General features: G+C 69.0%; 25 protein-coding genes. 4 read left to right on the top strand and 21 right to left on the bottom strand.

Annotation, left to right across the window (positions count from 1 at the left end):
• The gene (locus tag ABFX36_RS15595; protein WP_039866578.1) at positions 1-330 is read right to left on the bottom strand and encodes a DUF4229 domain-containing protein; all 330 of its coding nucleotides are present in this window, start codon (positions 328-330) and stop codon (positions 1-3) included.
• A gap of 234 nt (positions 331-564) precedes the next feature.
• On the opposite strand from ABFX36_RS15595, the gene ABFX36_RS15600 reads away from it, so the two are divergent.
• Both ABFX36_RS15600 and ABFX36_RS15605 read left to right on the top strand, forming a co-directional pair.
• Positions 565-786: a BldC family transcriptional regulator gene (locus ABFX36_RS15600; protein ID WP_006894318.1), complete on the top strand. Its 222-nt coding sequence runs from the start codon at positions 565-567 to the stop codon at positions 784-786.
• A gap of 141 nt (positions 787-927) precedes the next feature.
• Positions 928-1,092 carry a hypothetical protein gene (locus ABFX36_RS15605; protein WP_006894317.1) on the top strand — a complete coding sequence of 55 codons (165 nt, stop codon included), beginning with the start codon at positions 928-930 and terminating at the stop codon, positions 1,090-1,092.
• A gap of 36 nt (positions 1,093-1,128) precedes the next feature.
• Here ABFX36_RS15605 and ccsB read toward each other — a convergent pair whose 3' ends face one another.
• From ccsB to ABFX36_RS15680, 15 genes are all read right to left on the bottom strand, one after another.
• Complete coding sequence (gene ccsB, locus ABFX36_RS15610) at positions 1,129-2,145, bottom strand: c-type cytochrome biogenesis protein CcsB (protein WP_006894316.1); 1,017 nt, start codon at positions 2,143-2,145, stop codon at positions 1,129-1,131.
• Between the two features lie 34 nt (positions 2,146-2,179).
• Entirely contained in the window at positions 2,180-3,808 is a 1,629-nt protein-coding gene (resB, locus tag ABFX36_RS15615) for a cytochrome c biogenesis protein ResB (RefSeq protein WP_062366318.1), read from the bottom strand.
• Positions 3,805-4,614 carry a cytochrome c biogenesis CcdA family protein gene (locus tag ABFX36_RS15620; protein ID WP_006894314.1) on the bottom strand — a complete coding sequence of 270 codons (810 nt, stop codon included), beginning with the start codon at positions 4,612-4,614 and terminating at the stop codon, positions 3,805-3,807. Before ABFX36_RS15620 ends, resB begins: the two co-directional genes overlap by 4 nt.
• Complete coding sequence (locus ABFX36_RS15625) at positions 4,611-5,225, bottom strand: TlpA family protein disulfide reductase (protein ID WP_006894313.1); 615 nt, start codon at positions 5,223-5,225, stop codon at positions 4,611-4,613. Before ABFX36_RS15625 ends, ABFX36_RS15620 begins: the two co-directional genes overlap by 4 nt.
• Positions 5,222-5,848 (bottom strand): histidine phosphatase family protein, encoded by a 627-nt coding sequence (locus tag ABFX36_RS15630; protein ID WP_006894312.1) that lies wholly within the window; start codon positions 5,846-5,848, stop codon positions 5,222-5,224. Before ABFX36_RS15630 ends, ABFX36_RS15625 begins: the two co-directional genes overlap by 4 nt.
• Positions 5,845-7,203: a glutamate-1-semialdehyde 2,1-aminomutase gene (hemL, locus tag ABFX36_RS15635; protein ID WP_346077120.1), complete on the bottom strand. Its 1,359-nt coding sequence runs from the start codon at positions 7,201-7,203 to the stop codon at positions 5,845-5,847. The genes ABFX36_RS15630 and hemL overlap by 4 nt, the downstream gene beginning before the upstream one ends.
• A 122-nt stretch (positions 7,204-7,325) precedes the next feature.
• A complete protein-coding gene (locus ABFX36_RS15640) occupies positions 7,326-8,222 on the bottom strand; it encodes an SGNH/GDSL hydrolase family protein (RefSeq protein WP_231650277.1) in 897 nt (298 codons plus the stop codon).
• A 9-nt stretch (positions 8,223-8,231) separates the two neighbouring features.
• Positions 8,232-8,759 carry a hypothetical protein gene (locus ABFX36_RS15645; protein ID WP_045539283.1) on the bottom strand — a complete coding sequence of 176 codons (528 nt, stop codon included), beginning with the start codon at positions 8,757-8,759 and terminating at the stop codon, positions 8,232-8,234.
• Complete coding sequence (locus ABFX36_RS15650) at positions 8,752-9,258, bottom strand: hypothetical protein (protein ID WP_006894308.1); 507 nt, start codon at positions 9,256-9,258, stop codon at positions 8,752-8,754. The genes ABFX36_RS15645 and ABFX36_RS15650 overlap by 8 nt, the downstream gene beginning before the upstream one ends.
• On the bottom strand, positions 9,255-9,812 hold the full coding sequence (locus ABFX36_RS15655; protein WP_006894307.1) for a hypothetical protein: 558 nt from the start codon (positions 9,810-9,812) through the stop codon (positions 9,255-9,257). The genes ABFX36_RS15650 and ABFX36_RS15655 overlap by 4 nt, the downstream gene beginning before the upstream one ends.
• A gap of 13 nt (positions 9,813-9,825) precedes the next feature.
• Positions 9,826-10,812, bottom strand: a complete 987-nt coding sequence (gene hemB, locus ABFX36_RS15660; RefSeq protein WP_346077122.1) for a porphobilinogen synthase — start codon at positions 10,810-10,812, stop codon at positions 9,826-9,828.
• A gap of 14 nt (positions 10,813-10,826) precedes the next feature.
• The gene (locus ABFX36_RS15665; protein ID WP_006894305.1) at positions 10,827-12,434 is read right to left on the bottom strand and encodes a bifunctional uroporphyrinogen-III C-methyltransferase/uroporphyrinogen-III synthase; all 1,608 of its coding nucleotides are present in this window, start codon (positions 12,432-12,434) and stop codon (positions 10,827-10,829) included.
• Positions 12,435-12,537: 103 nt separating this feature from the next.
• Positions 12,538-13,485, bottom strand: coding sequence for a hydroxymethylbilane synthase (gene hemC, locus ABFX36_RS15670; protein WP_006894304.1), 948 nt, complete (start codon positions 13,483-13,485; stop codon positions 12,538-12,540).
• A gap of 54 nt (positions 13,486-13,539) precedes the next feature.
• The gene (locus ABFX36_RS15675) at positions 13,540-14,874 is read right to left on the bottom strand and encodes a glutamyl-tRNA reductase (RefSeq protein WP_006894303.1); all 1,335 of its coding nucleotides are present in this window, start codon (positions 14,872-14,874) and stop codon (positions 13,540-13,542) included.
• Between the two features lie 169 nt (positions 14,875-15,043).
• A complete protein-coding gene (locus tag ABFX36_RS15680) occupies positions 15,044-15,283 on the bottom strand; it encodes a glutaredoxin family protein (RefSeq protein ID WP_006894302.1) in 240 nt (79 codons plus the stop codon).
• Between the two features lie 137 nt (positions 15,284-15,420).
• On the opposite strand from ABFX36_RS15680, the gene ABFX36_RS15685 reads away from it, so the two are divergent.
• On the top strand, positions 15,421-16,563 hold the full coding sequence (locus tag ABFX36_RS15685; RefSeq protein ID WP_346077125.1) for an HAD family hydrolase: 1,143 nt from the start codon (positions 15,421-15,423) through the stop codon (positions 16,561-16,563).
• A gap of 7 nt (positions 16,564-16,570) precedes the next feature.
• A complete protein-coding gene (locus ABFX36_RS15690; protein WP_045536880.1) occupies positions 16,571-17,401 on the top strand; it encodes an RCC1 domain-containing protein in 831 nt (276 codons plus the stop codon).
• Here the strand turns inward: ABFX36_RS15690 and ABFX36_RS15695 are convergent.
• The 5 genes from ABFX36_RS15695 to proC all read right to left on the bottom strand — a co-directional run bounded on the left by ABFX36_RS15695 (position 17,398) and on the right by proC (position 21,295).
• Entirely contained in the window at positions 17,398-18,474 is a 1,077-nt protein-coding gene (locus tag ABFX36_RS15695; RefSeq protein ID WP_006894299.1) for a lysophospholipid acyltransferase family protein, read from the bottom strand. The two genes, ABFX36_RS15690 and ABFX36_RS15695, sit on opposite strands and share 4 nt — an antisense overlap.
• Before the next feature lie 56 nt (positions 18,475-18,530).
• Positions 18,531-19,589, bottom strand: a complete 1,059-nt coding sequence (locus ABFX36_RS15700; protein WP_045536878.1) for an NAD-dependent epimerase/dehydratase family protein — start codon at positions 19,587-19,589, stop codon at positions 18,531-18,533.
• Between the two features lie 64 nt (positions 19,590-19,653).
• Positions 19,654-19,755 (bottom strand): 30S ribosomal protein bS22, encoded by a 102-nt coding sequence (locus tag ABFX36_RS15705; protein WP_003402602.1) that lies wholly within the window; start codon positions 19,753-19,755, stop codon positions 19,654-19,656.
• 235 nt (positions 19,756-19,990) lie between these two features.
• A complete protein-coding gene (locus ABFX36_RS15710) occupies positions 19,991-20,233 on the bottom strand; it encodes a helix-turn-helix domain-containing protein (protein WP_039866574.1) in 243 nt (80 codons plus the stop codon).
• 183 nt (positions 20,234-20,416) lie between these two features.
• Positions 20,417-21,295, bottom strand: coding sequence for a pyrroline-5-carboxylate reductase (gene proC, locus ABFX36_RS15715; RefSeq protein WP_006894296.1), 879 nt, complete (start codon positions 21,293-21,295; stop codon positions 20,417-20,419).
• Between the last annotated feature and the right edge of the window lie 7 nt (positions 21,296-21,302).

Consider the following 21,302-nt stretch of genomic DNA (forward strand, 5'->3'; position numbering starts at 1 on the left):
TCAGTCCTCGCCGCGCAGCCGAGCCTGCAGGTCGGTGCGCTGCGCCGCCCGCTGCTCATCGACTCGAGCGATCTGATCGTTCACCCGGAGGCGAAGCGACTTGAAGACGACCATGCCCAGGGGCAGCGCGATCAGCACCGCGAAGACCGCCGCGACGAGTACCGGCACCTCGACTCCGACGATCTTGGCGCCGAAGATGATCACCAGCGCGATGACGACGACGAGTGCGAGCCGGGCGATCGTGTACAGCGCCACCGCTCCGGCCAACGTCGTCATGGTCGCAGGGGGCTTCGACCCGGCGGTGCCGGAGTCTTCTCGTTCATCTGTCATACAGCCAGGGTACTGGCGTCGCGCGCCTACCTGCGAATACACCGTTCGTACGACACGATCGGGCAGCGTGGGCAAGGCGAAGAATCGAGGCCCATCAGACATTACGGACTCTTTACCAACGCCTGACTGTTCGAGCAACCAGCACAAATGCGTGTACTTGTGGTGTCTAGCGGCGTACGCGCCCGTGTTACCGAAACGCAGTGACCGAAGCCCAGCTAGGACTAGGAGAACCTGATGACTGCACTCGCCGACAACTCCGCCGACACCGGGATGATCACCCCCGCTCTCGCGACGCAGCACAACCTGACGCCCGGTCAGGTCGCCGCGATGTTCAACGTGAACCCGAAGACGGTGGCCCGCTGGGCCTCGTCCGGCGTGCTCAAGTCGATTCGCACCCCGGGCGGTCACCGTCGTTTCCGCGAGGCCGACGTCGTGGAGCTCCTGAACCGCTCCTGACCTCGCGAGGCCGGAACGTCCTTCGGGATGCCCGGTTCGGGCCGATGCCCGGACCGGGCATCGCTCTTTCTCCGGTAGCCTGGCTGACAGCGATTCCACGCGCGTGCGCGCAGTGGTCGTGCGTCAGGAGGTAGTGCGGTCGTGCCGTATTTGTTCGTAGTCCTGGTCGTGATCGTCGCCGCCTACCTGTCGTGGCGGCTGGTCGAGTCCCGGATGCAGGACCAGACCGGTCGTTCCGACCGGTCCAGCGTCCCCCGCGGACCGGACGACGACCCGGACTTCCTGCGCAGGCTCGACGAACGCTGATCCTGACGGGCGCTGTTCCTACAGTCCGGAGTATTCCTACAGTCCGGCGTAGGAGTGCAGTCCGGACACGACCAGGTTGATCGCGAACAAGTTGAACAGCAGGGCCACGAAGCCGGCGACGTTGATCCACGCGGAGGCGTTGCGCCATCCGGCCGTCGCGCGAGCGTGCAGGTAGGCCGCGTAGATCACCCACGCGATGAACGACACCGTCTCCTTCGGGTCCCAGCCCCAGAAGCGGCCCCACGAGGCCTCGGCCCAGATGGCACCGAAGATGATGCCGAGACCGAAGAGCGGGAATCCGATCACGGTGCACTTGTACGCGGTGCGGTCGAGCGCGTCGGCGCTCGGCAGATGATCGAGCAGCCGGCGCAGCGACGCGCCGACACCGGTGGCGAGCTCGTCCGCCTCGCTCCCGACTGCGGGCCATCGGTTCTTCACCAGGTACAGGATGCTGGCCACACCGGCCACCAGCAGCACGCCCGAGGAGATCGAGATGATCGAGACGTGGATCGCCAGCCAGTACGACTTGAGCGCGGGCACCACGGGCGCGGCCTGCGTGTACAGATAGCGGCCCGCGATGAACATCAGCAGGACCACCGGGATGAGGACGAAGCTCAGCAGCGGCCGCGACTCCTTCCGGCGGAGCACCACCAGACCGGCACCGACACAGGCGACGCAGGTCAACGAGATGAACTCGTACATGTTGCCCCAGGGCGCACGATCGGTCGCCATGCCGCGCAGCACGATCGATCCGAGGTGCGCCAGGAACCCGACCCACACCACGGGGTAGGCCATGGCGGCGAGCCGATCGCCGAGCGACCGCCGCGGCGCGGGTCCGGCGACACGTCCGGGCATCCGGTCGTCGGACGAGGATCCCCCGACGCTCGCACCGACGAGTTCCTCACGGCGTTCGTCCAGTTTCGCGTACCGTGCCGCCGCCAGCGCTCCGAGGAACATCAGCATGGCGATCACGTACACGGTGATGCTGGTGGCGTAGAGCCAGTCCGAGTAACGGGCCAGTGTCTCGTTGACGTAGCCGGCGTCGTCGTTCATGAACGCTTCCTCATCTCATCCCACACCGGAGCCATCAGAGCTTGGCCCGGTTCTTCGGCGCATCCGTCTTGAGCAGTCCGCGAGCCTGCTCTTCGAATCCGTCGCCCCAACCCGCCTGGTCGGTCCTGGCCAGGCCGGCCACTTCTACTACAGTACGTCGTTCATCGCCGTCGGCACCAGGCACGATCCGAGCCCAGATACGCCTGCGCCGGATCATGAGCGAGACCACCAGGCCCGCGACCATCACGATCGCGGAGATCAGCACGCCGGTCTGCGCCGGATTGTGCGAGACCTGAACCGACACCCAGCGCTGGTAGCCGTCGAACCGCACCCGAGTGCCGTCGGGGAGAACGGTGTCCGCCCCCTGCGACAGGTTCACCGACGCCTTCTGCTTGAGCCGGCCCTGATCGATCAGGGTCTGGTCCAGCGAGTAAACGTTCTGCGGACGGCCGGTGTCCAGTCCGGTGTCACCCTGGTACACGCGAATGGCGACCGCGGGCTTGTTCGGAACCGGCGAGACCGAGTCGAGCAGGTTCGCGTGCGGGAACACCGCGTCGGGGGCGAACAGCCCCTCGATCGCGACCTGGTGCTTGCGGCGCTCGTCCTCGTCGGGATACAGGCCCGCCGGGGTGTCGAACCGCACCGCGCCCTCCGACAGCATGGTCTGCGTCGACTGCGGGATGAACGGCGTGGTCTCGGTCCTGGTCTGGCCGTTCGGGAAGGTGACGGTGAACGTCGGAGCGAATCCGTTGCCGAGCACGTACACGCGGTCGCCTGCGATCCTTAGCGGCTTGTTGACCTGGACGGACGTCGTCGGCCAAGTGTTCGGCGGAGCCGTCACATCGGTCGTGTACGCCATCGTGGCGTCGTACATGTCGGGCTGCCCGCTGGGCAGGAACTTGGCCTCGAAGTGGTCGATGCGGATGCAGAAGGGCTTGAGCCCGGTCCCGTCGACCATCGATCCGGACCGGAACGAGTCGTATACGGCGGTCGAGGTGTTGCAGAGCACCTGGTCGCCGTCGGCGACCAGCGTTCGGCTGCCCTCGTACCCGAAGAGCTTGCCGACGGCGATCGTGACCAGCAGCGCCAACAGCGCGAAATGGAACACCAGGTTGCCGAACTCGCGCAGGTAGCCCTTCTCCGCGGAGACCTCCACCGCACCCTTCGGGTACCGCGCCGACGGCTCGACGGTGCGGACCTCGGTCCGCCAGCCGCGCAGATTCGAGGTGATCCGATCGGCCACCTCGGCGGGCTCGCCGTCGACGGTCTCGGTGATGTGCCGGGGCATCCGGGCGAGGTTCCGCGGGGCCTTGACCGGCCGGGTCCGCAGCGCCTTGTAGTGCTCCCAGGTGCGCGGCGTGAGGCAGCCGACCAGCGAGATGAACAGCAGCAGGTAGATCGCCGTGAACCAGGCCGAGGAGAACACCTCGAACAGCTGCAGGCGGTCCATCCAGGTGCCGAGCGTGCCGTGATCGGCGATGTACTTGAGCGTCTTCTGCTCGTTGAGGTCGCGCTGCGGGAGCAGCGCCCCCGGGATCGCGGCCAGCGCCAGCAGGAACAGCAGCGCGAGCGCGGTACGCATCGAGGTCAGTCCGCGCCAGGTCTTGCGCAGCGGGGCGACGACGAACCGCGAGAGGACGGACGGTCGGACGGGCTGGGTCATACGGGCAGCTCCACGTCAGTGATCAGGGACATCCGGATCCAGTCCACGAACTCGTTCCACCAGCCGCCCACCAGCATCACGCCGACGACGATCAGCAGTACTCCGCCGATGATCTGGATGGTCCGCGCGTGCCTGCGGACGAAGCCGAGGCTGCGGACCGCCCAGGCCGAGGAGAAGGCCAGAACGATGAACGGGATGCCGAGTCCGAAGCAGTACGCGGCCACCATCAGCGCACCGCGGACCGGGGTGTTGCCGTCGGTGCTCATCGCGACGCCGATCACGGCGCCGAGCGTCGCACTGCTGCACGGGATCCAGCCGACCGCGAACACCGCGCCGAGGATCGGGGCGCCGATGACGCCGGAGTAGCGGCGCGGCGTCATCCGCTTGTCACGCTGCAGGAACGGGATCATGCCGATGAACACCAGGCCCATGACGATGGTGAACACGCCGCCGATGCGCTGCATCAGCTGCAGCCGGTCGGTGTCCAGGAACACCGAGGTGACGCCGAAGAGCGCGGCGGTGGCCAGCACGTACACGATGGTGAAGCCGAGGACGAAGAGCCCGGCCGCCCCCACCACGCGCCAGCGTCCGGCCTTGCGGTCCTCGTCGGCCCTCACCGCCGGTGCCTCGGCGCCGACCAGCCCGGCGAGGTACGAGAGGTATCCGGGGACCAGCGGCACCACGCACGGAGAGGCGAACGAGATCAGGCCGACCAGAATGCACACCCCGAGCGCGAGCAGCAGCGGGCCGCTGGTGACCGTTCCGGCGAAGGAGGCGCCCAGATCGGCCAGGTGAGTCTCGGTCATTGCGGCGCCGGACCTTCCTCGGCCACCTTGACGACCGCATCACGCAGTTCGTCCTCGGTGATCGCACGCAAGTAGACCTTGGCCGGGCGGTGCTGCCGGTCCAGGATCACCGTCGTCGGCACCACTCCCACCGGGACGCCGAGCGCGGCCAGGCTGGCGCCGCCGTAGTCGTAGATCGAGGGGTACGGGACCTTGCGATCGGTCACGAAGTCCTGCGCGCTCGACCGTGAGTCCCGGAAGTTGATGCCGACGAACTGAACACCGCGGTCCTTGGTCTCGTCGTACACCTTCTCCAAGTCGCGGAACTCGGTACGGCACGGCGGGCACCAGGACGCCCAGACGTTGACGACCATCACCTTGTCCTTGAAGTCCGAGAACTTCACGGTGCCGTCGCCCGTCAGATCCTCGCCGCTGACATCGCCGATGTCACGGCGCGAACCCTGGTCGTATTCGATGACGGTCTTACCGCCCGGAGAGACGAACTGGTTGCCGTTCTCCGTCGCGACCGCGTCGTCGCCGGTGCTGCATCCCGCGAGAAGGCCCGCCGCGGCGATGACCGCGCACAGTGCGGCGGCGGTCCGCCGGCCCGGCCTCGCCCGACCGCCGGTCATGCTCCCGTGACCCGGGGGTCCGATTCGCCGGCCGGCTCCGAGTAGACGATGTCGACCAGGGCGTCGTCGTCGTAGATGAGCGTGGTCAGCGAGGCCAGGGAGCACTGCCGCACCCGCGGGTCGTGCCAGAGGCGCTGGCCTTCGAGGAAGCGGCGCAGCGTGTACACGGGCAGCTGGTGGCTCACACAGATCGCCTCGTGTCCGCGCGCCGCGTCACGCGCCGTGCTGGCCGCGGCCAGCATGCGGTGGGCGATCTGGATGTACGGCTCACCCCACGACGGGGTGAACGGGTCCCGCAGCTTGAGCCAGTGCCGTGGCTTGCTGAGCGCGCCGTCGCCGACCGAGACCTTCAGACCCTCGAACTGATTGTCTGCCTCGATCAGATCGGTGACCGTCGTGATCTCGAGGCCGTGAGCCTTCGCGATCGGCGTCGCCGTCTCCTGCGCCCGCTGCAGGGGCGACGCGAAGACATGGGTGATGTCATGGTCGGCCAGCGTATCGGCCACCAGCTGAGCCTGGGCCCGGCCCGTGTCCGACAGCCGGTAGCCGGGGAGACGGCCGTAGAGGATGCCCTCGGGATTGTGCACCTCGCCGTGGCGCATCAGGTGGACGATCGTCTTCATCGGACTCCCTCCCCGGGATTGCTCGCGGCGGCCGCGGCAGCCGCGGCGGCCGGCAGTGCGTCGGCGATGATCGAGAAGGCCTCGTCGTCGAGCGCTGCGGATACGAACCACGCTTCGAAGGCACTCGGCGGCGGGTAGACGCCGCGCGCGAGCAATGCGTGGAAGAACGGTGCGAAGCGCCAGGTCTGGGTGGCCTTGACGCCGTCGTAATCGACGATCGGCGTATCGGCCGGGTCGTCGGGATCGGTGAAGAAGACGCTGAACAGGTTCCCGGCCTTCTGGACCCGGTGCGCCACGCCCGCCTCGGTGAGGGCGTCGCCGATCATCGTCGCGAGACGGTCGGCGTTGGCGTCGAGTGCGGCGTACACATCGGCGGTCGCGTTGCGCAGGGTGGCGAGACCGGCGGCGACCGCCACCGGGTTGCCGGACAATGTCCCGGCCTGGTACACGGGGCCGATGGGAGCCAGGTGGTCCATCACCTCCGACCGACCGCCGAACGCGGCAGCGGGCAGCCCTCCGCTCATCACCTTGCCGAAGGTGTAGAGGTCGGCGGCCACACCGTCGAGACCGTAGTGACCGGCCGGGCTCACGCGGAAGCCGGTCATCACCTCGTCCATGATGAGCAGCGCGCCGTTGTCCGCGGTCACGCGCCGCAGGCCTTCGTTGAACCCGGCGACCGGGGCGACGGCGCCCATGTTGCCCGCGGCGGCCTCGGTGATGACGGCGGCGATGTCGGGACCGTGCTCGGCGAACGCCCGTTCCACGGCGGCGAGATCGTTGTACGGCAGGACGAGCGTGTCGTGCGCGGCGGCTCCGGTGACGCCCGGCGAGGTCGGCAGGCCCAGCGTGGCGACGCCCGAGCCGGCGTCGGCCAGCAGGGCGTCGACATGCCCGTGGTAGCAGCCGGCGAATTTGACGATCTTGGCGCGGCCGGTGAACCCGCGCGCCAGACGGACCGCGGACATCGTCGCCTCGGTGCCGGAGTTGACCAGCCGGACGCGCGCGACCGGATCGACTCGGTCGATGATCTCCTCCGCCAACTCGATCTCGCCGACGGTCGGCGCGCCGAACGACAGACCCGTCTGGGCGGCCTCCCGCACCGCCTCGACGACCGCCGGATGCGCGTGACCCAGGATCATCGGTCCCCACGAGCAGATGAGGTCGACGTAGTCGTTCCCGTCGGCGTCGGTGAGCTTCCAGCCCTGCGCTCGCGTGATGAAACGCGGATCGCCGCCGACCGACGAAAAGGCGCGGACCGGCGAGTTCACTCCTCCGGGAACCGCCTGCGACGCCCGTTTGAACAGTTGTGCGCTGACGGCGGTGTTCTGCACGGGATCGTCGAGAGGTGCGGCCATGGCCTCCAGTGTTCCAAATCAGAGCCGCTCGGCCCAATCGCTGCCTACTCCGTCACACCGCAGTGCCGGTTCTGAGCATATTCCCAGGTTGGTGCGCTAAAGGGGGCCTCAGGCACGCCGCGCTAGCGGATGTGCTGCGCGACGGCATCCGCGATCGCGCGCTGACCGGCTTCGTTGGGATGCATGACGATCGGCGAATCGGCGCCGATCTGCGGCTCGATCCATCGCATGCCCCGCGGGCTGCACGCCTCGTGACCGATCGAACGGGCGGCCATGTCGATGTACGTCGCACCGGTCTCCCGCGCGGCTGCGGCGATCGCGCCGTTCAGCGCGGCCTCGACCCGGTGGACGTACTCGGCGTCGCCGTCGGCGATGCCGACGGCCGGCCGACAGGTGGTCTTCTCCGGCATCAACCACGGATAGCCGACGATGAAGACCTCCGCCCGGGGCGCCCTGCTGCGGATCTCCCGCAGACCTGCCGCGACGGCCGGTCCGGTCCCGGCCGAGATCTCCCGGAACGGTCGCCTGCCGAGCGCGCTCCGGCACGGTGCTCCGGTCGGATCGTCCTGGGCCAGCCGGGTGCATTCGCCCACCAGCGTGGTGAACAGGGCGGAGTCGTTGCCTCCGATCATCACCGTCACGTATGCGGTGTCCGGTCCCAGTGCGTCGAGTTGCGGAGCCACCCCGTCGTACTGCGAGGCGCTCAGATCGTCGGTGGTCGCGCCCGCGCACGAGACGTCGGTGACCTTCAGGCCGCGCATCCGCCCGACCGTCTCGCCGAAGTTGACCGCCGACCGCTGGCACATCAGCGGGGAATCCTCCACCAGCGGCGACGTGCCCGCACCGGAGGCGTAGCTGTCGCCCAGATGCACGAGTGCGGGGCGCATCGCAGGCGCTGCCGGCTCGGGATGGTCATGGGGCGTCGCATCGATCATCCACACGGCACCGGCGACGATGGCGACGAGCGCCACCACGGCCACCGATGCCGATACCAGCGCTCCCCGCAGCGTCGGTGTCACAGCCAAGAGTTACCGGTTCCCCTTCGGTGGCAGACCCATCTTGACGGCCAGATGAGCCTCGGTCAGTTCGGTTCGCAGACGGTCGACGTCGCGGGCCCAGGCCTGGACCAGCCGGCCGTCTGCCAGCCGCAGGCCGATCCCCTTCCGGCGGCGCGGCACGGCGTGCAGTTCGCCGAGCGCCGGCGCGCTCTCCCAGTCCTGCGGCTCTACGCCGTTGTTCTCCGGGAAGATCTTGACGATGTCGGCGATATCGATGGTCTCCGTGCCCTCGCGAAGGGTGGTCTCGGTCAGGTGCATCGACACGTGCTGTCGCGCCGCGATCACCTGGAGCAGGGAGAAACCGACGAGGACCACACCGAAGATGGTGAGCACCTCCCAGTGGATGCGTCCCTTGCCCAGGATCTCCATGACGAGGGTCCCGACGATCAACACCGGCCCGATCGCGACCACCCACCAACTGCCGCCGGGCTCGCGAAGCAGCGTGGCGCCCGGCTCCCGGTGGTCCTCGCTCCGGTCCGGTGCGGCGTCCTCACTCACCGGGACGACCGTCTCCGGGCGAATCGGGCGCGGAGGGAGCGGACTCGGGTGAATCGGGCTCGGGGCAGTCACCGAGTCGACATTTGAACCAGCGGTCGGCCTGCGGGCGGTACGCGAGCACGGAGCCGAACAGACCCACCACCGCCGATGCCAGCACCAGGGCCAGACCACCGCTCTGGAAGCCGATGGTCAACGGCAGGAGCATCGCGACCACCACGCACGTCAGAGCCGACAGCGACGACCGCCACTGCACCGCTCCCCGATAGGTCTTGGCGCCCAGCAGGAAGTAGGCGAGGCCGAGCAGCATCACCAGCACGTCGATCGCCAGGACCCCGAAATCGAAACCGAGCTTGATCGCGTCGGCGATCACTCCCAGCACGCCCAGCGCGATCAGCAGGGCACCCGAGATCATCCACAGGCGCAGGGCCCACACCACCAGCGCCGGCCGATCCTTGGGATCGGGCCGCTCCGGCCTCCGTCGAGAAGGAATGTCAATCATCGGGCGCCATTCTGCCGGTTGCGGGAACGGTATGCAGCGACCTCGCGGCAGAACGCCGCACTGTCGCGGTGCATCAGCGCAGCGAGGGCGCCCACGGCGCAGACACCGCCGAGAATGGTCGGAACCATTCCCCACGCGGGTGCCTCCGGCAGATCCGAACCGCCCTGGGTGTCGACGAACAGACCGATCACCGCGAAGACCAGTTCGACGGTCAGGAACGCGCTCACCCAGCCGAGGAGCAGTCGGGCCCAGGTCCGGCCGGAGTAGGTGAACCACATCAGCAGCGCGGCGACGGCGGTCAGCAGTACCACGATGACCACGATCCCGACGAGCACGGTCACGCCCATGTTCTCGGTCAGCGACGGCTCGTTCATCCGGTCGCTGAGTTCTCGGGCCTGCTTCTCGTAGCTTGCCTTGAGGACGTTGAATCGCGACGCGACGGCGACGATCTGGAAGACGATCACAGCCACCCACAGCTGCACCGCCAGCCGGATCGTCTCCGGTCGTCGCGGTGGCGCGGTCGGGTCCGCAGTCGGCAGTCCAGGAGCGGTCATGACTCCAGCCTAATCACCGGCGGGCGAGTCGACGCGCCACCTCGGGCGCGGCGTACGTCAGCACGATCGACGCACCGGCGCGGGCGATCGACAGCACCGATTCGTCGATGGCCGCGTCGAAGTCGATCCAGCCGCGCTCGGCGGCCGCGGCGATCATCGCGTACTCACCGCTGACCTGGTACGCGGCGACGGGCGCGTCGGTCCGGTCGGCGACGTCCCGGACGATGTCGAGGTAGCTCATGGCGGGTTTGACCATCACCATGTCGGCGCCCTCTTCGAGGTCGGCGAGCAGTTCGCGCGCGGACTCCAGCCGGTTCGCCGGATCCTGCTGATATGTGCGGCGGTCGCCGACGAGTGATGAATCGACGGCCTCCCGGAACGGCCCGTAGAACGCCGAAGCGTACTTGGCTGTGTACGCGAGAATGGTCATGTCGATGAAGCCCTCGGCGTCGAGAGCGTCGCGGATCGCGGCCACCTGGCCGTCCATCATCCCGCTCGGCCCCACCACGTGCGCACCGGCCCGCGCCTGCGCGACGGCGAGCGACTCGTATCGGCGCAGGGTGGCGTCGTTGTCGACGTCACCGCTCTCGGTCAGCACCCCGCAGTGTCCGTGATCGGTGAACTCGTCCAGACAGGTGTCGGCCATCAGGACGGTCTCGTCGCCGAAGTCCGCCCGCAGGGCCTCGAGCCCGCGGTTCAGCACTCCGTCGGGGCGGTCGCCGGCCGAACCGGTCGCATCCTTGTCCTCGGCTCGCGGTACCCCGAACAGCATGAGTCCACCGACTCCCGCGTCGACCGCGTCGTGCGCCGCGGCGCGCAGCGAGTCGACGGTGTGTTGCACCACGCCGGGCATCGAGGAGATGGGCCGGGGCTCGTCGATGCCGTCGGCGACGAACATCGGGAGCACCAGCTGGGACGGATGCAGCCGGGTCTCGGCGACCAGCCGCCGCATGGCGGGGGTCTGCCGCAGCCGGCGCGGGCGGATGAACGGCCCGGTCATCTCGCTAGCTCACCTCACGACCGCGAACGTCGGGACTTCTTGCGCGGCGGAGGCAGCGCCCCCTCGGCACGCAGCTGTGCGGCGTGTGCGGCCAGCGCGTCGACCAGATCGACGATCGACGCCGTCTCGGGCTGCACGTCCACGCGCAGACCGAACTCGACCGCCGTCTCGGCCGTCTTGGGACCGATGCACGCGACGATGGTCCGTGCGTGCGGCTTGCCCGCGATGCCGACCAGGTTCCGGACGGTGGAGCTCGAGGTGAAGCAGACCGCGTCGAAGCCGCCGGTCTTGATCATCTCGCGCGTCTCGGCGGGCGGCGGTGCGGCGCGCACGGTGCGGTACGCGGTCACGTCGTCGATCTCCCAACCGCGATCGCGCAGGCCCTCCGAGAGCGTCTCGGTGGCGATGTCGGCACGCGGAAGCAGGATGCGGTCCACCGGGTCGAAGACCTCGTCGTAAGGCGGGAACACCTCGAGCAGGCCGAGCGAACTCTGCTCGCCGGTCGGCAGCAGTTCCGGCTCCACACCGAACGAGCGGACCTTCGCCGCGGTCCCCTCTCCGACGCAGGCGATCTTCACACCGGAGAAGGCGCGCGCGTCCAGACCGAACTCGGCGAACTTCTCCCAGACGGCGCGAACAGCGTTGGTGGAGGTGAACACGACCCACTGGTACCGGCCGTCCACCAGGCCCTTCACCGCGCGCTCCATCTGCGCCGGGCTGCGCGGCGGCTCCACCGCGATGGTCGGCACCTCCTTGGGGATGGCTCCGTGCGAGACGAGTCGATCGCTCATGTCGACCGCCTGGTCCTTGGTGCGCGGCACCAGGACCGTCCAGCCGTACAGCGCCCGCGACTCCCACCACGAGAACTTGCCCCGCTGGGTCACGATCTTTCCGACGGTGACCACCAGGGGGCCGTTGAGAGCGTTGCCGTTCTCGTTGAGGGTCGCCAGCGTCGCCTCGATGGTCCGCTGCGCGCAGGTGGTGCCGTTCACGGTGATCGCGACCGGTGTCTGCGGCGCGAGACCGTGCTCGGTCAGCGCGCTGGCGAGTTCGGCGAGGTGGCCGGAGGTGGCGTGCAGGATCAGCGGGCCGGGTGCCGCGGCCAGAGCCGCCCAGTCGACGTCGCCGCGCACGTCGGCGACGGTGTGACCCGATCCCAGCGGCATGCCGGCGAAGCTCGGGACGGCGGAGGCCGCCGGAATGCCCGGCAGCACCTCGAAGGGCACGCTGGTCCGGGCCACGGCGGTGACCTCGGCGAGAACGGCGTCGGAGCTCATCGGGTCGCCCGCGACCACGCGAACGACGTTGACTCCGGTCTTGGCCTCGGCGACGAGCGTCTTGGCGACCTGCGCGGGATCACCGAGCGCGGGCTTGGTCACCTCGGGCGCCTCGGACGCCTGCTCGGCGGCGGCCTTGCGGCCGGCCCTGGTCGGCGCGGGCTCGGCCACGGCGTGCGCCGAACCGATCACCGCGAGCACACCGGCGGGCACGTCGGGATCGACGTACGCGGAGGTCGCGTTCACCAGGACGTTTTGCGCTCGCACGGTAAGCAGATCCGGATTTCCGGGACCCGACCCCACGAACAGGATCCGGCCGGGATTAGCATTCTTCGTACGGCTCATGCGTTCGCACTCTCCTGCCCCGCCCCCGGGGCTGCAGTTCGTTCCTACCCCGCCACGGCGGGATAAAGGTTCTCCTACTGCGCGGGTTCGGCGTGGCCGCGGGCTAGTCCCCCTTGGGGACCAGTGCGGCGGCACCGAGCTCGAGCAGTTCGGCGGCGAGGTCCTTGCCGAGTTGTGCGGCCCGATCGACCGGGCCCACCACCGAAGCCCGGATCACTTCGGATCCGTCTTCGGCCGCCACCACCGCACGGAGCGACAGTTCGGCGAAGATGCGCCCATCGTCGTCGATCGATTCGACCACCTCGGCAAGCGCACCGACCGGCGCGGTGCACCCGGCCTCCAGGGCCGCGAGTACCGCACGCTCGGCGTCGACCGCTGCGCGGGTGGACGGATCGTCCAACTCGGCGAGAATTCTCACCAGTTCGGCATCGTCGGAACGACATTCCACAGCCAGGGCGCCCTGTGCCGGTGCCGGCAGCATGACCAAGGGGTCAAGTGCCTCGGTGACGACATCGGCCTTGCCGATCCGCACCAGCCCGGCTCGGGCTACCACAATCGCGTCCAGCTCACCGCTCGCGACTCTGCCCAACCGAGAATCAAGGTTGCCTCTTAGGGGGCGAATTTCCAAACCGAGACCCAGTGCTCTAAGCTGCGCGGCACGTCGGGGCGACGAGGTGCCGATCACCGAGCCGCTCGGCAGCTCACCGAGCACCATGCCACCGCGGCTGACCAGCGCGTCTCGGGGATCCACCCGAGTCGGCACCGCACCCATGGCGAGATCGTCCTCGGGCGCGGTGGGCAGATCCTTGTACGAGTGGATCGCGACGTCGCATTCGCCGGCGCGCAACGCCAGCCGGATCGCGGTGGTGAAGACGCCGACGCCGATCTGCGCCACCGGCGCGGTCGACGTATCGCCCGCGGTGCTGATGATCTTCAGCTCCGCGGGGTGCCCGGCCGCCGTGAGCCGGTCGGCGATGTCCTGCGCCTGCGTGGTCGCCAACAGCGACCCGCGGGTCCCGATGCGAATGGTCCGGCTGGCGGAATCCTGCACGATTGACTCGTCCTGTTCTGCTGGATGTGGTGATGCCTGCGCCGACCGGAGCGGTCAGCGCAGTTCGTCGATGCCCGACTCGGAAGCCGCGACGGACTCGGCCGCCCCGGGCTTGAGTTCGAACAGTTCGCGGAGTGCCTCCGCGTAGTGGTCACCGCGACCGGACGACGCGAGCTGCTTGACCCGAACGGTCGGGGCGTGCAGCAGTTTGTCCGCCACGCGGCGCACTGCTTTGGCCACCTCGTCGCGCTGGCCACTGTCGAGGTCCGGCAACCGGCTCTGGAGTCGCAGGATCTCCGCCTCCACCACGTCCGCGGCCCGCTGACGGAGTGCGGCGACGGTGGGGGTGACCTCCGCCTGACGCTGCACCGCGAGGTACTCGGCCAGCTCGCCCGCGACGATGGAGCGGGCCGCGAGCGCATCGGCTTCGGCCGCGCGGGTCTGGTCGTCGCCGCGCAGACCCTCGATGTCGACGATGTGCACGCCGGGCAGCCGGCCCGCGGCGGGATCCACGTCGCGCGGGAGACCGAGGTCGCAGATCATCAGCGGTGCCACGTTGGTCCGTCGAGTCAGCGCGGAGTGCACGTCGCCCACCTGGACCACCGCGGCCACCGAACCGGTACAGGTGACGACGATGTCGGCGTCGGCCATCACCGTCGCGATGTCGTCGAAAGTGGCTCCGCGCGCGGTGATCCCGTACTTCTCCGCCACCGTCGCGGCGACCTCGTCCGCGCGCGCCGCGGTGCGGTTGACGACGGTGATGTCGGTGACGCCGTCGCCGGCCAGCCGGCTCGTCGCCAGCGACCCCATGGCGCCGGCACCGAGAACGACGGCTCGGCGGATCGGCGCCTGATCGCCCCGGATGGCTTTGGCGCGATGGATGGCCACCGAGACCACTGAGGCGCCTGCGCGGTCGATGCCGGTCTCCGTGTGGACGCGTTTGCCGACCCGGAGCGCCTTCTGCGCCAGCTCGTGCAGCGTGCTGCCCGCCGACTGGTTGTCATCGGCGTCGGAGTACGCGGACCGGATCTGCCCGAGGATCTGCTGTTCGCCGACCACCATCGAGTCAAGCCCCGCGGCCACGGTGAACAGATGCTCCACCGCCGCCTCCGAGTACCGCACATAGGCGTGGTCGGTGAGTTCGGCGACCGAGAGCCCGCTGTGGTCTCCGATCACCCTGCCGACGGCTTCGAGGGCGGGGTGAAAAGCGTCCACGACGGCGTAGATCTCGACTCGGTTGCAGGTGGAGACCAGCATGGCCTCCGAGACGGTGCGTGAGGACAACAGCGCGTCGACCAGCTTCGGGCGGTCGAAGTCGGAGACGGCGAGTCGTTCGAGGACCGATACCGGAGCACTCCGATGGGACACGCCGAACAACAAGACACTCACAGTGACACGCCTCCCACCCGCCGTCGCCGGAGACACCTCGATGCCCGCCGACCACCCGCCGGTGCTCGCTCCTCTTTCCAGCCCCGGCCCGGTCGGCCGAGTGGACATACAGTTTTCAGGCTAGATCAAGCGCACAGGCAAATGCACGCTCGCACGCACACCGCGGCCGCTACCGCAGGGCCTCCAGGTCGGCACGCAGACGGCCCTCGTCGACTTCCCAGTAACTGTGCTCGACGCCGTTCAGGACGACCACCGGGAGCCGGTCGCCGTACTCGGCGCGCGGCAGCGGGTCGCCCTCCCGTGCACGTCGATCGACGTCGATCACCTGCATCGCCAGCCCGTAGTCGGCCAGGATCCCCCGCAGTTCCTCTTCGGCGCGGGCACACGCCGAACATCCGGTGCGCGACATCAATTCGACGACTGCTTCCACACCGCGAGTGTACGAAAGATCACCGCCGTCCACCCCGCACGGGCCCGGCGCGACCGGCCCCGTCCCGCGATAGGCTGGACGCCGACCGATTCCGCCCAGGAGAAGGAGGGTGGCCCGTGAGCCGCGACTCGATGGACCGTCCCGATTCGGAGGACCTCACCGCCGAGGAGGCGGCCGAGCTCGAGGCGGACCGGCACGAGGCCGCCGAGTTGGAGGCGGAGCAGTACGACGTGGCGCACGACGACGAACCGCGCGAGGACCGGGACGGCGGCCTGCTCGACGGTCCGGACGAGAGCGAGGCCGGCCGCGCGGAGGAGCGCTCGGAGGATGAGGACGCTCGACGGGTCGGCGAATGGATCTCCCAGCGCGCCGGCCGGTTCCGCCAGACGGCCGGCGAACTCCGCCAGGTGCTCGCCGGCGAGGCCGCCGCGAAGGCCGCGATCGAATCACTGCGCGCGCGGACCCCCGACACGGACGGCGGCCAGGTCACCGACCTGACCGGAGCCGCCTTCTTCGACGTCGACAACACGCTGGTGCACGGTGCGTCGATCGTGCTGTTCGCCCGCGGCCTGGCCGCACGGAACTACTTCTCCTACACCGACATCATGGAATTCGCGTGGCAGCAGGCCAAGTTCCGGATCACCGGCAAGGAGAACGCCGGCGACGTCGCCGAGGGCCGAGACAAGGCGCTGTCGTTCATCGCCGGGCGTGAGACCGCCGAACTCGTCCGACTCGGCGAGGAGATCTACGACGAGTACATCGCCGACAAGATCTGGCCGGGCACCGCGGCGCTCGCCCAACGGCATCTGGATGCGGGACAGCAGGTCTGGCTCGTCACCGCCACTCCGGTCGAACTCGCACAGACCATCGCCAAGCGGCTCGGGCTCACCGGCGCGCTCGGAACCGTGGCCGAGAGCGTCGACGGCGTCTTCACCGGCAGGCTCGTCGGCGACATCCTGCACGGTCCGGGCAAGGCTCACGCGGTCCGCACGATCGCCGTCCGCGAGGGCCTCAACCTCAAACGCTGCACCGCGTACTCCGACTCGCACAACGACGTTCCGATGCTCTCGTTGGTCGGCACCGCCGTCGCGATCAACCCGGACCCCGACCTGCGCGATATCGCCCGCGTGCGGGGCTGGGAGCAGTACGACTTCCGCACCGCACGCAAAGCGGCGAAGTACGGCGTGCAGACCGCCATGGTGGTCGGTGCCGCGGGCGGCGCGGCCGCGGTCGCATCGAAGGTGCTGCGCCGCAGGTGACCCGGCGGTGAATCCGCATCCCGTCATCGCGGCCGGGCGCCGCCACTCCGTCGGAGTGCGGCGGGACGGCCGCGTGGTCGCCGCAGGCAGGCCGAATTCTCCCGAGTGCGCCGTGAGTCACTGGCGTGAGGTGGTCGCCGTGGCGGCGGGCAACGTCCACGCCGCTGCCAACACCGGCCGCTCGCACACCGTCGGGTTGCGCGCCGACGGGACGGTGACGGCGACCGGGTGGAACGGCGACCGCCAGTGCGAGGTCTCCGACTGGACCGGGGTCGTCGCCATCGCCGCCGGCTGGCGCCGGACCCTCGGGGTCCTGGCCGACGGGACGGTGGCGGCCGCCGGACGCACCGCGGAAGGTGCGTGCGCGGTGGGCTGCTGGAGAGACGTGGTGGCTGTTGCGGCCGGAGACTGGCACTCAGTGGGCCTCCGCCATGACGGCACCGTGGTCGCGACGGGCAACGATCGTCGCGGCCAGTGCGAGGTCGCGGACTGGCGACGGGTCCGCGCTGTCGCCGCAGGCTCTCTGCACACGGTGGCGGTCACCCGCGACGGCCGGGTGCTGACCACCGGCGACGGCCTGGCCGAGACGGGCCGATGGCGAGGGATCGTCGACATCGCCGCGGGCAGCCACCACGTGCTGGGAGTCGACGAGCGCGGACGTGTGCTGGCCGCGGGCGACGACAGTCGCGGACAGTGCGCCGTGTCGTCGTGGCGGGATGTGGTCGCCGTCGCGGCGGGCGCGGAGCACAGCCTGGGCCTGCGAGCCGACGGAACGGTCCTGGCGGCGGGCAGCGACGCCGATCACCAGTGCGCGGTGGCCGGCTGGCGGTGCCGCTAGCCGAGGTAGACCGAGCCCCTGCGGCTCAGCATCCGGAAGAGGGTCTGCTGAATCTCCTCGCGGACGTGATCGGTGAGGTCGAAGACGGTCATCGGGTCGTCGGCGGCCGATTCGTCGTAACCGTCGGTCCGGATGGGCTTGCCGAAGTGGATGTGCCACTTGGACGGAAGGGGGATCACGCCGAGCGGCCCCAGCCACGGGAACAGCGGCGTGATCGGGAAGTACGGCAGCCCGAGTGCCCGCGCCAGCGGTTTCAGGTCGGCGATCATCGGGTAGATCTCCTCCGATCCGACGATCGAGACCGGGATGATCGGCGCACCGGTGCGCAATGCGGTGGTCACGAATCCGCCGCGGCCGAAGCGCTGCAGCTTGTAGCGGTCCTTGTAGAGCTTGCCGATGCCCTTGTACCCCTCGGGCCACACCGCCGTGAGCTCCCCGCGACGCAGCAGCGCGTCGGCGTCGTCGTTGCACGCCAGGGTCGCGCCCACCCGCCGGGCCAGGTCTCCGACCACCGGCGTCTCGAACGCCATGTCGGCGGCCAGCAGTCGGAGGTACCTGCCCTCGGGATGGTTGTCGCGCACGGCGAGCGAGGTGATCACCGCGTCGATCGGGATCGATCCCGCATGGTTCGCCACCAGCAGGCCGGCTCCTGCGGTCGGCAGGTTCTCGACTCCGGTCACCTCGACGCGGAACCACTTCTCGTACACCTGGCGCACTGCCGGGAAGAAGACCGATTCGGTGAAGTGCGGGTCGAAACCGAACTCGTCCACCTCGTAGTCGCCGGTGAGCCGTTCCCTGATGAACCCGCTGGTGGCGATCAGCGAGTCCGCGATCGCCCCGCGCAGCCCACCGAGACTGAACAGCGGCGAATGCCGCACCGGTTCGACCGGGGCGGATGGTTCGTCGTGGAGTTCGATGCCCTCGTGGATCGGCGTCACGCCGGCCGCGGGGCGGCCGAAACCGTCGGTGTTCGGATGCCCGGTTCCCGCTGAACGTCGTTGCGCGTTCGGATCCGTGTAGAGCGCGATGACCTTCGCCGTACGCGAATCACCGGGCCGTTCGGCCGCTGCCATCTTCGATACCCCCGCTCTGGAAAACCCTGCTCATATCGTATGCGCGCGACACCGGTCTACTGAAGCCGCGTCGCCGCCGCAACGGCCTGATGCTCCAACGCCCGCCACGTCTCCGACGAGATCACCGGCTCGCTTCCGCCCCGCTCGATGAAATCGTCGAGCGTCTCCAGCGACGAATACCGCGGAACGAAGCCGAGCTCGGTCCGCATCCGCGTGGTGTCGAGAACCCGCCCGTAGGACAGGTACGAGGTGTTCTCCGACCGTATGCCCGGCAGGCCGCCGCCCTGCAGCACGCCCGTCAGCGGCGAGATCAACCCTGCCGGCACCGGAAGTTTCAGATGTCCTGCGCGGTACACCGACTGCGACAGCGTCACCACACCGTCGCCTGCGATGTTGAAGGTCCCCGGACGCCGGTTCAGGGTGGCGTGCTCGAGGGCGGCGAGCGCGTCCTCCTCGTGAAGGAACTGGAACCGGGGCTGACGCCCGAAGGCCGTCGGCACCACCGGCAGCGACAGATACGCGCTCATGCGGGTCCGGATCCGCGGGCCGAGGATCGACTGGAACCGCAGGATCGAGACGTCGATGTCCTGTCGGCGCCGCGCGAGTCCGCGCGCATAGCCCTCCATGTCGATCAGGTCGCGACCGTAGCCCCGCCGCGGCTCCTTGCGCGCCGGCGTGCCCTCCGAGAAGAAGCCCGGGTCGCTGGGCCCCGCACCGTAGACCATCGCACTCGAACGCAGCACCAGCCGCCGCACCGACGGGCTCCGCTGACACGCCGCGCAGACCTGCATGGTGCCGACCACGTTGAGCTCCTTGATCGCGGCGGTGTGCTCCACGCTGTCGAGGATCGACGGCGCCGCGTGCACCACGGTGTCCACGTCGTAGCTCGCGATGGCCTTCGCGATCGCCGGACGCCGGATGTCCAGACGCAGGAAGTCGGCGCGTCCCATCCGGCGCATCAGCACCTTGGTCGGCACTCGGGAGTCGACGGCGACGACCCGTTCGATGTCGGGGTTCGCCGCCAATCGGGTGACCAGGTACCCGCCCAGGAAGGTGGACGCCCCGGTCACCAGCACTGAGCGCGGCGACTGCTCGCCACTCCGGTCCTCGGTCATGGGCCCACTTTATCGCCGACCCCGCAAAGCACAGAACCCGCCACGAGGGCGGGTTCTGAGTGGCTCACTTGCCGAGCTTGCGGCGCTGGACTCGCGTGCGGCGCAGAAGCTTGCGGTGCTTCTTCTTCGACATGCGCTTGCGGCGCTTCTTGATTACGGAACCCATGGGGTCTCCCTCACGATCGGTACTGATGAACTCATGTGGCCTGGCCCGAGGACTCATGCCGGGCCGTCGCCGACAGGGGTTGCAACCAGGCGACAGCGACCTGACGGATAATCTTACCGATCGGACGAACGTGAGGCTAATCAGCCCCACGCCACCGTTCGGGCGGATCCTCCGGAGAGACGCCGAAACCCCCTCGGCGCGGGGCGCGAGGGGGATCGCAGGCGATCTCGACCGGTCAGCCGGCGTCGAAGTACGAGGTCTCCAAGTATTCGTGCACGGCCTTGGCGTGAACGCGGAACGACCGGCCGACGCGCACAGCCGGCAGTTCACCGTTGTGGACGAGTCGGTACACGGTCATCTTCGACACTCGCATCAGCGATGCGACTTCGGCGACGGTGAGGAACTGCGTGGCGGAGGAGTTGCCGACTCCGCGATCAGTGAATTCATTCCGTTCGCCGGGCTTTTCTGCAGCAGCCATGAAAATACCAACCTTCAGTGCACGCATCGCGGCCACCGGCTTCCCCTCCGGCGGACATCAGACACGTACGTGCTGCTAGCAGCCTAGCGTGACCAATGTGAAAAGTGCGACGTGAGTGGCGGAATCCCAGGGGTGCAACTCGCCGCGCCGACGGCAGATCCCGGATAAGCGCAGGCTGAGGCGCTACTGTTGCTCGCTTGCGGTCTCGGCGCCCAGCTGGACGCCTCCGCCCGAACCCTCAACTTCCACTCGACGTGCAGTTTTGGCGCTCGTCTCCGCGCAAGCCAGCGTGGCCTCGTTCACCGCATGTCGCAGGCCCTCGCGCTCGAACGCGCGCAACGCCGCCGCGGTGGTACCGGCGGGCGAGGTGACCGCCGCGCGCAGTTCCACCGGCGACAGTCCCGACTCGCTCAGGAGCAACCCGGCTCCCTTGATCGTCTGCACGGCCAGTTCGCTCGCCTGCGGACGGGTCAGTCCGAGCGCCACACCGGCGTCGATCATCGCCTCCACCATCAGGAAGAAGTACGCCGGACCGGAGCCGGAGATGGCGGTGACGGCGTCCATCAACTTCTCGGGCACCACCATCACCTTGCCCACCGATTCGAGGAGGCGGACGGTGAGCGCCACCTGGTCGTCTTCCGCGTACCGGCCGGGGCTGACCGCCGACATGGCCTCGTTCACCAGCATCGGCGTATTCGGCATCACGCGGATGACAGGAGAGCCGGCGGGCAGCGCCGCCTCGTACCGCGGCGTCGGAATACCTGCGACGAGGGTGACCGTGATCCGCTCCAGTTCGCCGTTGTCCTCGGCGACGGACAGCTTCTGCAGCACCATGTCGACGGCGTCCGGCTTCACCGCGATGAAGACCACGCGCGCCCCCTCGACGGCATCGGGGATGTCGTCGGAGACCCGGACGCCGTAGTCGGCGACCAACTCGGCCGACCGCTCCGGCGAGCGCTCGGCGACCACCAGGTCTTTGACGGGTTTCCCCGCACTGATCAGTCCGGCGAGGAGTGCCTCGCCGATCTTGCCGCCACCGATAATCGCGACCCGCTCGGTCATGTGCGAT

It is taken from the genome of Gordonia cholesterolivorans, from assembly GCF_039531975.1.
Taxonomy (GTDB): domain Bacteria; phylum Actinomycetota; class Actinomycetes; order Mycobacteriales; family Mycobacteriaceae; genus Gordonia; species Gordonia sihwensis.

Bases quoted from the DNA above. Each gene is read 5' to 3' on its own strand.
- ABFX36_RS15595 (WP_039866578.1), bottom strand. From the start codon at position 330: ATGACAGATGAACGAGAAGACTCCGGCACCGCCGGGTCGAAGCCCCCT.
- ABFX36_RS15600 (WP_006894318.1), top strand. From the start codon at position 565: ATGACTGCACTCGCCGACAACTCCGCCGACACCGGGATGATCACCCCC.
- ccsB (WP_006894316.1), bottom strand. From the start codon at position 2,145: ATGAACGACGACGCCGGCTACGTCAACGAGACACTGGCCCGTTACTCG.
- resB (WP_062366318.1), bottom strand. From the start codon at position 3,808: ATGACCCAGCCCGTCCGACCGTCCGTCCTCTCGCGGTTCGTCGTCGCC.
- ABFX36_RS15620 (WP_006894314.1), bottom strand. From the start codon at position 4,614: ATGACCGAGACTCACCTGGCCGATCTGGGCGCCTCCTTCGCCGGAACG.
- ABFX36_RS15625 (WP_006894313.1), bottom strand. From the start codon at position 5,225: ATGACCGGCGGTCGGGCGAGGCCGGGCCGGCGGACCGCCGCCGCACTG.
- ABFX36_RS15630 (WP_006894312.1), bottom strand. From the start codon at position 5,848: ATGAAGACGATCGTCCACCTGATGCGCCACGGCGAGGTGCACAATCCC.
- hemL (WP_346077120.1), bottom strand. From the start codon at position 7,203: ATGGCCGCACCTCTCGACGATCCCGTGCAGAACACCGCCGTCAGCGCA.
- ABFX36_RS15650 (WP_006894308.1), bottom strand. From the start codon at position 9,258: ATGATTGACATTCCTTCTCGACGGAGGCCGGAGCGGCCCGATCCCAAG.
- ABFX36_RS15655 (WP_006894307.1), bottom strand. From the start codon at position 9,812: ATGACCGCTCCTGGACTGCCGACTGCGGACCCGACCGCGCCACCGCGA.
- hemB (WP_346077122.1), bottom strand. From the start codon at position 10,812: ATGACCGGGCCGTTCATCCGCCCGCGCCGGCTGCGGCAGACCCCCGCC.
- ABFX36_RS15665 (WP_006894305.1), bottom strand. From the start codon at position 12,434: ATGAGCCGTACGAAGAATGCTAATCCCGGCCGGATCCTGTTCGTGGGG.
- ABFX36_RS15680 (WP_006894302.1), bottom strand. From the start codon at position 15,283: ATGTCGCGCACCGGATGTTCGGCGTGTGCCCGCGCCGAAGAGGAACTG.
- ABFX36_RS15695 (WP_006894299.1), bottom strand. From the start codon at position 18,474: ATGGCAGCGGCCGAACGGCCCGGTGATTCGCGTACGGCGAAGGTCATC.
- ABFX36_RS15700 (WP_045536878.1), bottom strand. From the start codon at position 19,589: ATGACCGAGGACCGGAGTGGCGAGCAGTCGCCGCGCTCAGTGCTGGTG.
- ABFX36_RS15705 (WP_003402602.1), bottom strand. From the start codon at position 19,755: ATGGGTTCCGTAATCAAGAAGCGCCGCAAGCGCATGTCGAAGAAGAAG.
- ABFX36_RS15710 (WP_039866574.1), bottom strand. From the start codon at position 20,233: ATGGCTGCTGCAGAAAAGCCCGGCGAACGGAATGAATTCACTGATCGC.
- proC (WP_006894296.1), bottom strand. From the start codon at position 21,295: ATGACCGAGCGGGTCGCGATTATCGGTGGCGGCAAGATCGGCGAGGCA.